Annotated in this window: 13 protein-coding genes; 4 read left to right on the forward strand and 9 right to left on the reverse strand. The window is 45.9% G+C overall.

The annotated features are described in order from the left end of the window. Positions 1–104: 104 nt before the first annotated feature. The gene (locus HFELIS_RS06790) at positions 105–476 is read right to left on the reverse strand and encodes a hypothetical protein (protein WP_013469808.1); all 372 of its coding nucleotides are present in this window, start codon (positions 474–476) and stop codon (positions 105–107) included. A 73-nt stretch (positions 477–549) separates the two neighbouring features. Between HFELIS_RS06790 and HFELIS_RS06795 the strand changes: the two genes are divergently transcribed. Genes HFELIS_RS06795 through HFELIS_RS06805 form a run of 3 tightly spaced genes read left to right on the forward strand, consistent with a single transcriptional unit; the run spans position 550 to position 2,784 of the window. Further along, positions 550–891: a histidine triad nucleotide-binding protein gene (locus tag HFELIS_RS06795; RefSeq protein WP_013469809.1), complete on the forward strand. Its 342-nt coding sequence runs from the start codon at positions 550–552 to the stop codon at positions 889–891. Continuing rightward, complete coding sequence (locus tag HFELIS_RS06800) at positions 873–2,261, forward strand: aminotransferase class V-fold PLP-dependent enzyme (RefSeq protein WP_013469810.1); 1,389 nt, start codon at positions 873–875, stop codon at positions 2,259–2,261. Before HFELIS_RS06795 ends, HFELIS_RS06800 begins: the two co-directional genes overlap by 19 nt. Before the next feature lies 1 nt (position 2,262). After that, positions 2,263–2,784 (forward strand): DUF3972 domain-containing protein, encoded by a 522-nt coding sequence (locus HFELIS_RS06805; RefSeq protein WP_013469811.1) that lies wholly within the window; start codon positions 2,263–2,265, stop codon positions 2,782–2,784. On the opposite strand, the gene HFELIS_RS06810 is transcribed toward HFELIS_RS06805, so the two are convergent. The 4 genes from HFELIS_RS06810 to HFELIS_RS06825 all read right to left on the reverse strand — a co-directional run bounded on the left by HFELIS_RS06810 (position 2,785) and on the right by HFELIS_RS06825 (position 5,394). Beyond that, entirely contained in the window at positions 2,785–3,012 is a 228-nt protein-coding gene (locus tag HFELIS_RS06810; protein ID WP_013469812.1) for a hypothetical protein, read from the reverse strand. Further along, on the reverse strand, positions 3,009–3,236 hold the full coding sequence (zapB, locus tag HFELIS_RS06815; RefSeq protein WP_013469813.1) for a cell division protein ZapB: 228 nt from the start codon (positions 3,234–3,236) through the stop codon (positions 3,009–3,011). The genes HFELIS_RS06810 and zapB overlap by 4 nt, the downstream gene beginning before the upstream one ends. A gap of 81 nt (positions 3,237–3,317) precedes the next feature. After that, complete coding sequence (locus HFELIS_RS06820; protein WP_013469814.1) at positions 3,318–4,352, reverse strand: PTS sugar transporter subunit IIC; 1,035 nt, start codon at positions 4,350–4,352, stop codon at positions 3,318–3,320. Between the two features lie 25 nt (positions 4,353–4,377). Beyond that, positions 4,378–5,394, reverse strand: coding sequence for a branched-chain amino acid aminotransferase (locus tag HFELIS_RS06825; RefSeq protein WP_013469815.1), 1,017 nt, complete (start codon positions 5,392–5,394; stop codon positions 4,378–4,380). A gap of 361 nt (positions 5,395–5,755) precedes the next feature. On the opposite strand from HFELIS_RS06825, the gene HFELIS_RS06830 reads away from it, so the two are divergent. Then, positions 5,756–6,469, forward strand: a complete 714-nt coding sequence (locus tag HFELIS_RS06830) for a DUF2470 domain-containing protein (protein ID WP_013469816.1) — start codon at positions 5,756–5,758, stop codon at positions 6,467–6,469. 27 nt (positions 6,470–6,496) lie between these two features. On the opposite strand, the gene HFELIS_RS06835 is transcribed toward HFELIS_RS06830, so the two are convergent. The 4 genes from HFELIS_RS06835 to HFELIS_RS06850 are packed head-to-tail and all read right to left on the reverse strand — an operon-like array spanning position 6,497 to position 13,384. Continuing rightward, the gene (locus HFELIS_RS06835) at positions 6,497–7,690 is read right to left on the reverse strand and encodes an epoxyqueuosine reductase QueH (protein WP_013469817.1); all 1,194 of its coding nucleotides are present in this window, start codon (positions 7,688–7,690) and stop codon (positions 6,497–6,499) included. Beyond that, the gene (gene gyrB, locus HFELIS_RS06840; RefSeq protein ID WP_013469818.1) at positions 7,683–9,983 is read right to left on the reverse strand and encodes a DNA topoisomerase (ATP-hydrolyzing) subunit B; all 2,301 of its coding nucleotides are present in this window, start codon (positions 9,981–9,983) and stop codon (positions 7,683–7,685) included. The genes HFELIS_RS06835 and gyrB overlap by 8 nt, the downstream gene beginning before the upstream one ends. Before the next feature lie 50 nt (positions 9,984–10,033). Further along, complete coding sequence (gene dnaA / locus HFELIS_RS06845; protein ID WP_013469819.1) at positions 10,034–11,329, reverse strand: chromosomal replication initiator protein DnaA; 1,296 nt, start codon at positions 11,327–11,329, stop codon at positions 10,034–10,036. A gap of 9 nt (positions 11,330–11,338) precedes the next feature. Beyond that, positions 11,339–13,384 (reverse strand): heavy metal translocating P-type ATPase, encoded by a 2,046-nt coding sequence (locus HFELIS_RS06850; RefSeq protein ID WP_013469820.1) that lies wholly within the window; start codon positions 13,382–13,384, stop codon positions 11,339–11,341.

Below are 13,384 nucleotides of genomic sequence, written 5' to 3' on the forward strand. Positions count from 1 at the left end.
CTATGCCCGCCAGTATTCCGCACGCTATCATTTTCACAATATAAACAACACCTCTTGAGAAAATAGGTAACTTTTGGGTATATAATGCTTGTAAGCTACAATTTCTAGTTTCCTTCAGAAAAACGCCAGCCATTGAGGTTTAAGACACTGCGATCGGCTTCCTCTAGGGGGGCGTAGCCCTTGCTTAAAAGCCCGTTGATGTAGATTTTATTGTAAATGAAAGCCATCACAATTTGAAAAATCCAAGACAAAGCAGCTAAGCCCGGCGAGGATTCACCCGCCATAACACCAACGATGATCCCTACGGCTAAAAAAATCCCAAACCATTTCCAATCTTTACGGAACAAAGGCACGAAGAAGCCAAAAAACAAAGTGGTCCAACTAAAACCCACCTTGCAGACCTTGCTTTCCCCTGCCTCGTTTCTCAAAACTACTTTTCCTGCCACTCCATATTCCTTAATTTCAAATACGGGCATTGTAACACAAAAGTGTCCTAACTTTAAACGCTCAAATTCAGCTATAATACGCCCAAAATTGTTAAGGATGCGCATGGCAGAAAAGAATGTTTTTGAGAAAATTATCGCTGGAGAGTTGCCTTGCAAGAAAGTTTTAGAAAATTCGGATTTTTTGGCTTTTGAGGACATTAACCCCAAAGCTCCCGTGCATGTGCTCGTGATCCCCAAAGTGGGAGTCAAAGACTTTAACGCCATCACCCCCGAACTTTCTTCAAATATTAACGCCTTTATTTTAGAAGTCGTAAAAGTTTTGGGACTTGATCAAAAGGGCTACCGCCTCATTACTAATATTGGTGGTGATGGCGGGCAAGAAGTGCCTCATTTGCACTTTCATATTTTGGGGGGAGCTAAACTCACATGGCCCAAACTCCACTAGAAACTAGACAGACTCAACACTTTTTAGACAGGGCCTTCGCACCCCTGCTCAAAAAACAACCCAAAATCCAACAGCTTGCTTGTGTGCGTGAAAGTCTTATCTTAAAAGAGGGTGTGCGCTACTTTGATTGGACAGCTTCAGGATTGGCCAGCACTTTGATTGAAAAACGCGTGCAGAAACTCCTACCCTTTTATGCAAACGCGCACTCAGAGTTTTCAAAACACGCTGCCCTGATGCAGTGTGTGTATACAGAGAGCAAGAAGCGTATCAGACAAAGTTTAGGCTTGAGCGAGGATTTTATCATTTTAACTTCCGGGTTTGGGGCCAGCCATGCCATCAAACGCTTTCAAGAAATTCTAGGGATTTATATCCCCCCTAAAACCCGTCAAATTTTAGGTAAATTTGAGGGTCTCTCCCTGCCAAAAGTTATTATTGGTCCTTACGAGCACCACTCTAATGAAATCTCTTGGCGTGAGGGGTTGTGTGAGGTGGTGCGTTTGGAGTTGGATTCTCAAGGGCTTTTTTCTTTGGAAAAACTAGAAGAGGCTTTACAAGAGGCGCAAAAACATCCACGCAAATCTAAAACTCTTGTTTCTGTGGGTGTGGCTTCTAATGTTACGGGTATGATTGTGCCTTATCAAGAGATTTCCAAGCTTTGTGCACGCTATCGAGCGCATTTGGCCTTTGATGCAGCAGCTTTTAGTCCGCATGATAACTTGGTAGGCGCAGATTTTGACGCGCTCTTTCTTTCAGCACACAAACTCTTAGGAGGTGTTGGGGCGTGTGGGATTTTGGCCCTCAAAAAGTATTTGATTGACACAACTCTACCCCCTAGCTTCAGTGGAGGAGGTGTGGTTACCTATGTGAGTCGTAGCACACAGGAGTACACAGAGGCACTAGATGCGCGCGAGGAGGTGGGCACCTATGGACTTATACAGCTCTATCGAGCGGCTTTGGCTTTGCAACTGCGCAATGAAGTGGGCACTTCTTTTATTAGACGGCGTGAGAGTATGCTCTCCAAAGTGTTTATGCATGCTCTAGGGCAGATTCCTGCCGTGCAAATTTATGGCAACCCTCATGCGTTGCGGCTAGGCAATGTAGCTTTTAATGCAAGTGGGGTGTCTTGCTATGCCCTAGCGCGCTTGCTCAGTTGCCAATTTGGTATTGAAACGCGAGCGGGGTGTTCGTGCGCAGGACCTTATGGGCATGATTTGCTTGGTATGGAGGATAGCAGCTCCTGTGTTTTGCAAGAGAGGGGAGTTAAACCGGGTTGGTTGCGTGTGAGTTTACACTATAGCCATACCTTAGAAGATGTGGATTTTTTAATAGATCGAATTGCAAAAGCAATCCAAATATTGCGTGGAGGTTGAAATGGAAGAAGTGGTACAAGAAGTAACATGGATGGAATTAGAAGAGTTTTTGGAAGTTTCCAAGTTGCCCAAAGAAAGGGTTTTGACTCTCATTCAAGATCAAAGCATTTTGAGCAAACACGATGAAGAGCATATTTGGGTTGATTTGCACAGCGCAACTCAAGTCCTAGCTAAACGCATGGTGGGTAAAAATGTTGTGCCTAAAACGGGCTATCCAGCTGTGTTAGAAAACATGGGAACCAATGCGCTCGATCCCATCTTTGTAGAAAAAACGATCAACACTATTTTAAGTCTGCATGACAAAGTGATAGGGGCTAAAGATGAGGCGATTTACGCTTTCAAAAATGAGAATGTCTTTTTAAAAGATGCAGTGATCTCGATGCAAGAGGTTTATGATGAGGACAAGCGCACCATCGAAGTTTTGCAAGATGAGCTCACCAAGTTGCGCGAGGAGATCGAATTTATGAAGCGCAAATACCGCCTGATGTGGGGTAAAGTTACAGATATGGGCAATGTCAAATAGTTAGGGAATTTTATTTAAAAGTTGCCTAAGCTGGGCATTAAGCTCGGAGGTGTCGCGCACCTTGTTGAGATAAGCCTTAAAAAGTTCCAAAGGGGCGATCTCCTTGAGATGAAAAGTGTCTTTGATTTCATCAATAGCCTCTTGGCTAAAACTTGCATCCAAAGTGATTTTGTAGCGCCTGCCACCGATATTCACTTCGATAACCTGAGCGGGCAAGACATCACTCATGTTTCAAACGCTTTCAAAACCTTATCATAGAGTTCTTGCAATCGCTTATCCTTGCTTGCGATCTCCTCATAAAGGGTATTAATTTGGCGATCTTTTTCCTCATGCTGAGTAGCTAAAGTCGCATTTTTAAGCTGTAATTCCTTATTTTCCTCTTCTAAAAGAGCGATCTTGACTAGCAAATCATCTATTTTTTCGTGGATTTGATCTAGAATATCCTGCCCCATTGGCATCCTTTGTGCTAATCTAGTAAGGGCGTATTATAGCAAAATGTGCGCTAAGTGGGGGAGGGAGATTCCCCCAATTCTTTAAGTTGTCTCGAAATGATAAATGCGGTGGCTGTAGCCCTTAAAAAGTTTACAACAGACAAAATGTAAAATTAGTGCGCTTAAAAAGGGGAACAGTGCATAGACAAAAAGCACGCGCATAAAAGGGTGATCCAAATTATGGATTAAGGCTTCTTCATAGGCTTTGATAGGACCGATGAGCCCTACAATACCAAACCCCGCGCTTTTAGCATCTCCGGTAACTTGAAAAACATAAGTGATAACCCCTCCCACAATGCCATTAGCAATAATGCAAGTGTACATGATGGGAGCCTTAAAAAGATTGGGGATCATCATTTTCATTCCGCCAAGCAAAAGGGCTAACCCTACGCCAATTTTATTACGCGCTAGCAAAGAACCAATGATAAGCACGGCGGTCGTGCTTGTAACGCCCAAATTAGCCGCTCCTGAGGCTAGACCATTGATACCAATGATCAAACTCACAGCTACCGTGGAAATAGGCGAAATGATGATGACTGCATAAGACATGGAGATGAGCACACTCATAGGTAATGGGTGGAGTTGCGTAAAATATACAATCAAGTGGCCAATTTCTTTGGTGATCTGGGTCGTGTAAGGCAAAATCAAAAGCCCCAAACACCCACAAAAGGCAGAAATTACAATGGGTTGTAAAATCGCTATGAGAGATCCAAGCTTATCACCCAACCATTTAGTCAACAAAACAGCTAGTGTAGCGATGATGAGCACATTGAGCAGATCGCCAATACCAACTAGCATAAATCCATGCTGGGTGTGTTTGACAACCCCTGAGGCGACAAAAGTCGCCACACCAATCATCGCAGACTTTTTGGCATCAAATTGAAAGGCAAGCCCTACCAACACGCCTGTAATGAGAGACACTAAGGCCTGCAAAATCACCAACGCGTCTAAAAATAAAGCGATGACATGGATATGATGATAAGGCTTTAACAGAGCCCCTAAGATCGCATTGGGAGCCAAAGCGATCACCACTGCTAAAGCCATTCCATATAAAAGCTTAAGCAGGAAATCCTTCACAAAACCTCCTTGACTAATTCATATGCTAAGAAACCTTAACTACCCAACCTTGCGGTGCCTCTAAGTCGCCAAATTGCATGCCCACTAAAGTTTCATAAAGTTTTTGGGTAATGGGTCCGGCCTTCTCTTGGCTATAAAATACATGCAATTTACCCTGATAAGAAATGCCTCCTACGGGCAAAATCACCGCCGCCGTGCCACACACGCCCGCCTCGCTATAATCCTCCAGCGCGTTGATAAAAACATCTCCCTCTACCACTTCTAAATCTAATTTTTCTCTAGCAAGATGCACTAAGGACATGCGCGTGATACTGGGCAAAATTGAGGGAGAAGAAGGGGTAACAAAAGCCCCTTTTTTAGAGATGGCAAAGAAATTAGCCGCTCCCACTTCCTCGATCTTGGTATGCGTGGCGGGGTCTAAATAGACGCAGTCGCTAAAACCTTGTTCTTTAGCCAACTTGCCCGGGAGCAAACTCCCCGCATAATTGCCTCCTACTTTAACAGCTCCCGTGCCATGAGGTGCGGCGCGATCAAACTCAGACACAACAAAATTAGCCGGGCGCATCCCCCCTTGAAAATAAGGCCCCACAGGCGCGCAAAAAACCAAAAACATGTATTCAGGCGCAGGACGTAGACCTAACCCCTGACCCACACCCAAGACTAAAGGTCGGATATAAAGTGTCGCTCCCGATCCATAAGGCCCTACCCATTTTGCATTGGCCTTAGCCACTTGGGTGCATGCATGGAGAAACAAATCTAGGGGCACAGGAGGCATCAACAAGCGTTGGCAGGATTTTTGAAGCCGTTTGGCATTTTCCTCAGGGCGGAATAAATTGATCGAACCATCTTGCCACCGGTAGGCTTTTAGACCCTCAAAGCATTGTTGCCCATAATGCAGTGCCGGAGAGGCCTCGTGCAAAGTGATTTGGTTATCTTTAACTAAATCGCCCGCTGACCATGCGCCATTTTTATAATGCGCTACAAAACGAAAATCTGTTTTAACATACTCAAAACCCAAATTATTCCAATCTAAATTGACCATGACCTTCCTTAATGCTAATATTTACAAGGCGATTTTGAACAAAAAACAATCTACTATCGACTGATAGTAAGCTATATTTAAGTTAACACCTATTTTAAAATTGCAAATTACTTTCTTTTGTCTTTTTGTAACTTTTATTCACACTATCATTATGTCTTTTCTTTTTCTGTGTGTTTGTATAGAGTTAATCGCTCATCAATAAAACACACAATTTAGATTTTTCTCTTCAGATGTGATTTATTGCTTAGATGTTTTGACAGGATACTTTTATTTAAGAATTAATTAATATTAATTTAATAATTAATTAAGCTTATTTTAAATAGCATGCGCATGCCTTTAAAATTCGTTAAAAGGAGTCCAAATGGACAAAAAACATGCGATGGAGATTTTAAACTCCAAACAACTCGTTAATTTGGTTAAGTTGCTTGAAAAAGAAGGTGTTCACAACGCTACAGAGGTGCAGGTGCAGGATTTGAATCTCACAGAGATGAAAATTGCTTACAGCAAAGAGGGCAAACAAGAAGTTCTTACTCTTAAATTCCCTAAAAAACTAGAAAACTTTGAAGGAATTAGGGATGCGCTCATCTCTATGCTAGGTATTGATGCCCAAGCTTCCCAAGAGGCCCCCCATGCACAAGGTTTCCAAAATGCCGATCCTAACGCGCACTTTGGACCTCAAGCAGGCGGTTTCCAAGGTCAAATGCCCTTTAACCAACACGGGCCTGCGCACGGATTTGGCCATGCCGGTTTTGGGATGCCCTTTCATGGTTTCCCCCCTGTTTGTGGCATGTTTGTATGGGGCTTTGTGCCTTTCTATGGATTCCCTATGGGTGGTTTCCAACACCACCATGCACATATGGGCGGATTTTCTCCCATGGGCAACCATGCACATATGAATCACTTCCACCATATGGGACACCCCCAACACATGGGCAACTTTCAACAACCAGGCCAAACACCCCATGGGAGAGGCGATCATGCACAAATGGGAGGTCAGCAAATGAGAGGCGCGCCCCACGCACAAGCCCCAGCAAGCAATCCTAGAGGAGATGCCCCTCAAGGTCGCCACTCTTAATTTCTCACAAGCTCCTAAGGGGGCAACTCAGTTTAAAAGATAAAAATTTTTATGGGTAAAAAACTCTGCGACAATCTCTAAAATGATAGGAGAATGAGCGTTTTTGAGAAGATCGAGGTCTTGAATGATGACAATAGGCTGGATACTCTCCGCTCCTACAAGTTTTTCACGAATATAGAGTTCTTGCGCATAACTTAACGTAAGCTGTTCAAGGGGTTTTAAAGGCGCGTCTAATAAGCGCGCTACGCCTTCAGTGTCCAAAAATAGAGTTTCATCTTTCACACTCAATCCTAGCGCAATGCGCGTATCCTCAATAGGGATTGAATAGCGCGCCCCTAGAATTTCTTCAGCAAGGGTAGGCTTTAGCGTGATGGTGTGCACTTCTAAATCTTTGAGGGTGATCTTTTTAGACATGGAACGCTTTAAGATAAGACTCTTAAGAGTCTTATGGCCCATGCGCACCACTCCCCTTAAAAGCAAGTAGGTTTGTAAACTTTGTTGCAATAAGTGGTAATTTTGCTCCTGCGACTCTAATTTGTCCCTTTGGGCAAAGAGTTCTAAGCGTTGGGCAATGCTAGCTGGGTGGATTTGTTTGTCTAGGGAGCTTATTAGCTCCATACATGGTTTATTTTGCGCTTCTCTTTGAGCGTTAAGAGCAAACTTACACCCACAATAATTTTGCCGATAAAGCTTATCTCTCTTGGCTAGAGCGTTTTGTTTTTCTACCCCCCCTTGCGCGCGCACATTCAGATAGACAAATTCCAAGCCATATTTTTCTCCAATCGCGCCCCCCTGTTTTCTTAAAACTTCCTGTTCTTTCATGGGGCTAGAGAGTAATGTAGTGCTAAAATGATTCACCCCTAGCATAAGTGCCATTTGCGCGCTAGTTTCCAAACGCACATCAAAACACACATTGCACCGCGCCCCCTTTTCCCTCTCCTCCTCTAAACCTTTGATGGCTTCTAACCAATCTTGCAGAGTGTAATCGCCCTCTATAAGAGAAATCCCCAAGCGCGCACATGAGCGTTTGACATCCTGCAATCTTAAAAGATACTCTTCATAAGGGTGGATATTGGGATTATAGAAAAAGCCCATTAAGCGGGTGTCTGGGTAGAGCTTTTGAAGCTCTTGGAGGAAATAATGGCTATCCACCGAGCAACAAATATGCACCAGCATACTTTTAGGAGAGCTTGTAGCAAGTGCGCTCTTAGATTCACACATCTAAATGCTTCACATCTTTGGCATGCGTGTGAATGTATTCGCGTCTGGGTTCGACCTCATCGCCCATCAGCAAGTTAAAGGCTTCATCGGCTTTTGCCTCATCTTCTAAAGCCACGCGCAAAAGGGCGCGGTTTTCTAGCGCCATCGTGGTTTCCCAAAGTTGATCGGGATTCATCTCGCCCAAGCCTTTATAGCGTTGGATATAGGCCCCTGTCTTTGCGCTTTGCTCCACCTTGTGTAAAAAGTCCAACGCGTCCATGCCCAAGACCTCTGTATCGATTTCAGCAATGCGCGCAAATAACGCCTTGGCCTCTAAAAATAACGCGTCTTGAAGTAGGGTTTCTTCAATATTGATCTCCACAAGCCCTAAAGCGGTTTGCACAAAGAAATGCGCGCCCTGCTCAAAAACCTGTTTAGTCAAAATGCGGTATTGCAAGCCCTGCAAAAGTGCTTCTAGGCGCTCAGCTAATGTGGGGAAACTCAAGCCCTCTATGTCATGTTCGACTAGGTAGCGCAACACTTCCATTAAGATGGGGCGTTTTTCTAGCTCCTGCAAGATGGAGCGGTACGCGCTCAAGGTTTTGAGCAAATCTAAAAGGTCATTACGCCCCATTCCTTCAATCTCCATGCTATCGATCCCATGTTCGATCAAGAAATGGTTGAGTTCGCGCTCATCGCGCAAATAACGCTCGATTTTCTTTTTCTTAAAGCGGTATAAAGGAGGTTGGGCGATATAGACATGCCCATATTCGATCAAAGGTTTTAGATGACGGAAAAAGAAAGTCATCAGCAAGGTTTGGATATGACTCCCATCCACATCTGCATCCGTCATGATGATAATCTTGTGGTAGCGCAATTTTTCTAAGTTAAATTCCTTACCCACCCCGCACCCAAAGGCGGTGATCATGTTCTTGATCTCTTCAGATTTAAGAATTTTGCCCAAATGCGCTTTTTCTACATTGAGAATTTTACCCCTTAAAGGCAAAATCGCCTGAAAAGCCCGATCCCTGCCCTGTTTGGCTGAACCCCCCGCGCTATCCCCTTCCACTAAGTAGAGTTCGCACTCTTTGGGGTCTTTGCTCTGACAATCGGCCAGCTTGCCCGGCAGAGTGCCCACACTCAAAGAATCTTTTTTGCGCGTGATCTCGCGCGCCTTTTTGGCAGCCTCGCGCCCGCGCGCGGCTAAAAGCACCTTTTGCACGATCGCCTTCGCGATACTGGGGTTTTCCTCAAAGTATTTAGCCACCTTTTCATAGACCAGTTTGGCGATGATGGGGCGCACAAAGGAGCTCCCTAGCTTGGCTTTGGTCTGCCCCTCAAATTGGGGGTCTAAGAGTTTAAGGCTGATGATCGCGCTCAAGCCCTCCCTGACATCCTCTTGCACCACGCTAGAGCCCTCCCTGCTATTGCTCTCTTGGATGTAGCTTAAAATCGCCTTGCTCAAGCCCATTTTAAACCCGCTCTCATGCGTGCCCCCCTCGATGGTGCGGATATTATTCACAAAGCTAAAGGTCTGCTCTTCATAACTCTCATTATAAGCTAGGGCGACCTCCACCTCCATGCCCTCCACCTGCGCGCTAAAGGCGATGATCTCAGAGATGAGCGGGGTTTTTTGGGTGTCTATAATGAATTGTTTCAAGCCGTCTTGATAGTGGTAACTTTCATGCACTTGGGCGGGCTGGTCGTGAAACTCTAGGGTAATTTTATTGTTGAGATACGCCATTTCTTGAAAACGGCGTTTGAGCACCCCGCTATCAAATTGGACCACTTCCATAATTTCTGGATCGGGAAAAAACTCAATAGTGGTCCCGCGCTTTTTAGTCGTGCCCACCACTTCTAGGGGGGTGGTGGGGATTCCCTTTTCAAATTCTTGGCGGTAAATCTGCCCCTCTCTGTAAATGGTCATGATGAGCTTGATAGAGAGCGCATTGACCACACTCACCCCCACGCCATGCAACCCTCCAGAGACTTTATAACTTTCTTGATCAAACTTGCCCCCGGCGTGTAAGATGGTGAGCACCACCGTGGCAGCGGGGATTCCCTCTGTGGGGTGGATATCTACGGGGATTCCGCGCCCATTATCCTCTACAATGCATGATCCATATTGGCTTAAAGTTACCTTGATGTGATCGCAAAAGCCCGCCATGCTCTCATCGACCGCATTATCCACCACCTCATAAACCATGTGGTGTAAGCCATTGACCCCTGTGTCGCCAATATACATGCCCGGGCGTTTTCTGACCGCCTCAAGTCCTTTGAGTACTTTGATTTTATCGCCCATGTAAGAGTGCATCATTTGCCTTATTGAAGAGAAGATGAAATAAGGGAACTATTATAACATAGCTAGTTATGGGTTTGGAGCTTGTGTGCCATCTCTTCTAAGAGGAGTTTAATTTGTGTATCCTCTAGCATCGCCTTTTGAATCAGCCGTAGAGATTTGCTCACCGCACTATGATCTTTAAGCCCTAGAAACTGCGCGATCACGCTGGAGGAGTTGGGGGTGAGCTGGCGCGCTAGATAGATCACGCTTTTTTTAGCCAAACTGACCTGACGCGTGCGCGCGTTGCTCTGAATTTGGGAGGGTTTGAGGTTGAGGGTAGAGGCGACCACGCGCAAAATGCGCTCTAAGCTGATCTCTTGGGCGCGCTCTTTACATGTTTCTTGCACCACACTTTGTGCCATCTGTAGGCTAATGGGTTGGTGGCTCAGAGTTGCCGTAGCGTTCAGCCTTAAAAGCGTGCCCTCAATTTGGCGGATATTCTCGTTTAAATGGCTGGCTAAATAGTGCAACACCTCTTGAGGGAGTTCTATCTGATCTTGGGCGCATTTTTGCTCAATGATGGCAAGTTTGGTCTCTAAAGTAGGGGGATGCACGCTAGCCAACATGCCCATCTCAAAGCGCGAGAGGAGTCGCTCGGCTAGTCCCTTAATATCTTTGGGAGGTTTGTCTGAGGTTATCACAATCTGCTTATTTTGGGCGTGCAAAGCGTTAAAGGTATGAAAAAACTCCTCTTGCACCTTTTCCTTGCCCGCAAAAAACTGCACATCATCGATTAAGAGATAATCACAGGAGCGGTATTTTTCTTGGAATTTGTCCATGCTACGGCTATTTAGACCTGAGACATAGTCATTGAGAAATTGCTCGGCTGTAACATAGAGCACGCTTTTAAGTTGATCGCAGGCGTGATTGCCAATGGCATTGAGCAAATGGGTTTTACCCAAACCCACGCCCCCAAAGAAAAGCACAGGGTTATAGACCCCGCTTTGGCGTGCCACTTGGGTAGCGATTTTGACTGCCATTTGGTTACACGCCCCCACTACCAAGGTATCAAAACGGAAAACGGGGTTAAGAGTGGGGTTATTCTTAGCCACCATAAGGGGTTTGGGGGGGGTGGTTTGCTGTTGGCTTTTAGGGCGCACCTGCACCTGCACCTTATAGCCCTTGTGCGCGCCGATGGTATCCTCTAAGAGCGTGCGGTATTTGGTGCTGATATAGTGGCATAGCAACACATTGGGCGCGTAAAAGACAAAGAGATCGGCTTTAGAGGCGTGCGCGTCATAATGCAAGAGGCGCATATAGGTTTTAAACTCGTACTCACTCACGCCTAATTTGAGCGCGTCCCAAATCTGTTCGATCAAGCCCACTCTTTAAATACGCATGGTGCGCATAGAATTAGCCAGCGCGATCAAGGTTACGCCTACATCTCCAAGGACCGCTTCCCATAAAGAAGCATCGCCAGAAAGACCTAAGACAATAAACATCGCCTTGATTGCTAGCGCAAAGATAATATTTTCAATGATGATTCGCTTGGTCTTTTTGGCGATTTTAAAGACTTTGAGCACAGATTCTAAGGAGTTATTGGTGATCACAATGTCCGCGCTCTCCTTGCTAATTTGGCTCGCACTCCCCATGCTCATGCTCACATCCGCACGCGCGAGCGTGGGCGCATCGTTGATTCCATCGCCCACAAACATGCTTTTATGGGCGTGCTGGGCTTGGAAGTCTTTAAAGGCGTTGAGTTTGTCCTCAGGCAAGAGGTTTGCATAATAGGGACAATCCAATTCCTTAGCCACGCGCTTAGTGCTGTATTCGTGATCCCCGCTCAAAATACACATGTGCTCAATGCCCGCGTGCTTGAGTCCATCTAAACACTCTTTAGCATTGTCTTTAAGCGTGTCTGCTACCACGATATAGCCTATATGTTTCCCATCCACAGCCACATGCACGATCGTGCCCTCTAAACTGCAGGTGTCATGGGGAATGTTGTATTTGTGCAACATCTTATCATTACCCGCAATGATAAGGTGGGAGTGGCAACTAGCCTGCACGCCTAGCCCGCCGATCTCTTGGTAGTCCTTGACCTCGTGCTGGCATTGGCGTTTGTAGGCTTTTTGAATGGAGATCGCGATGGGGTGGGTGGAGAGAATTTGCGCACAGGTGGCGTGTTGGAGTACATCTTCTTTACTAAAGGGCGCGATGGGCACGACATCTATGACATTAAACTCTCCCTTACTCAAAGTGCCCGTTTTATCAAAGGCAATATTTTTCACCTGACTAAGTGCTTCCAGAGTTTGCACACTTTTAATCAAAATGCCCGCACGGCTAGCCGCCCCCACGCCCCCAAAATATCCCAAAGGCACAGAGATTACCAAAGCACAAGGGCAACTCACCATCAAGGCAAAGAGCCCGCGATAAATCCAAGTGTCAAAGTCCCCATGTCCTAGCAAGGGGGGGACAAGGGCGATTAAAAGAGCGATTGCAAACACCGCAGGGGTGTAGTAGCGCGCAAAAGTGGTGATAAATTTCTCGGTTTGGGATTTCTGACTCACCGCATTAGAGACTAAATCCACAATCTTAGCCACCGAAGAATCTGCATAGAGCTTACTGACTTGGATTTCTAGCACCCCTTTAAGATTGATGCTTCCCCCTAACACCGCGCTGTGTTCCTTGACATTCACGGGTAGAGATTCGCCTGTAAGGGCCTTTTGATCTAGCAAACTCTCCCCACGGAGCACCACACCATCGGTGGGGATTTTCTCCCCCACCTTGACGATAACTACATCTCCGATTGCTAATGCGCTAGGTTCGACCTCTTGTAATTCCTGCCCTACTTTGCGCACCGCGTGGTTGGGCGCGACATCTAAGAGCGCGTGCAGGGATTGTTTGGAGCGCGCGATGGCAAGTTGTTGTAAAAACTCCCCAGCGGAGTAAAAGACCATAATAGAGACGGCTTCCTCATGCGCACCCACCCCAAAGGCGGCAATAGTGGCACTGAGCATGAGCGTGTTTTCATCAAAAAATTGTTTATTTCTAATGGCGCGCAGTGCGCCCAAAAAAACATCTTTGCCCGCTACTAGATACACCCCAGCCAAGAGCGCGTAACTCAAATGAAGCGCCCAATTTTGGGCACTAAAGTGGATGGTGGCTACCGCAATCAAATAGAGCACAACACTAAGAAGTAAAGGTATCGCGCTGGGTTTAGCCTCGCTTTGGACTTGCTCTGAGAGCTCCATATCGGGTTCTAATTGTTTGATGAGGGCTAGGGCTTTGGGCATGTCTTGGGTTTTAAGATAGAGCGTGTTGGTGTTAAACACCACGCGCGCCTCTTGGACATAGCTTTGTTTATTGAGTGCGCTTTCTAGTTTGTTGGCGCAATCGGGGCAATCTAACCCGGTGAAATGGTATTTTTGCAT

Origin of the sequence: Helicobacter felis ATCC 49179, from assembly GCF_000200595.1 — a bacterium.
GTDB classification, from domain to species: domain Bacteria; phylum Campylobacterota; class Campylobacteria; order Campylobacterales; family Helicobacteraceae; genus Helicobacter; species Helicobacter felis.

Coding starts and splice junctions, on each gene's coding strand:
- HFELIS_RS06790 (WP_013469808.1), bottom strand. CDS start 476: ATGCCCGTATTTGAAATTAAGGAATATGGAGTGGCAGGAAAAGTAGTT.
- HFELIS_RS06795 (WP_013469809.1), top strand. CDS start 550: ATGGCAGAAAAGAATGTTTTTGAGAAAATTATCGCTGGAGAGTTGCCT.
- HFELIS_RS06800 (WP_013469810.1), top strand. CDS start 873: ATGGCCCAAACTCCACTAGAAACTAGACAGACTCAACACTTTTTAGAC.
- HFELIS_RS06805 (WP_013469811.1), top strand. CDS start 2,263: ATGGAAGAAGTGGTACAAGAAGTAACATGGATGGAATTAGAAGAGTTT.
- HFELIS_RS06810 (WP_013469812.1), bottom strand. CDS start 3,012: ATGAGTGATGTCTTGCCCGCTCAGGTTATCGAAGTGAATATCGGTGGC.
- zapB (WP_013469813.1), bottom strand. CDS start 3,236: ATGGGGCAGGATATTCTAGATCAAATCCACGAAAAAATAGATGATTTG.
- HFELIS_RS06825 (WP_013469815.1), bottom strand. CDS start 5,394: ATGGTCAATTTAGATTGGAATAATTTGGGTTTTGAGTATGTTAAAACA.
- HFELIS_RS06830 (WP_013469816.1), top strand. CDS start 5,756: ATGGACAAAAAACATGCGATGGAGATTTTAAACTCCAAACAACTCGTT.
- HFELIS_RS06835 (WP_013469817.1), bottom strand. CDS start 7,690: ATGTGTGAATCTAAGAGCGCACTTGCTACAAGCTCTCCTAAAAGTATG.
- gyrB (WP_013469818.1), bottom strand. CDS start 9,983: ATGCACTCTTACATGGGCGATAAAATCAAAGTACTCAAAGGACTTGAG.
- HFELIS_RS06850 (WP_013469820.1), bottom strand. CDS start 13,384: ATGCAAAAATACCATTTCACCGGGTTAGATTGCCCCGATTGCGCCAAC.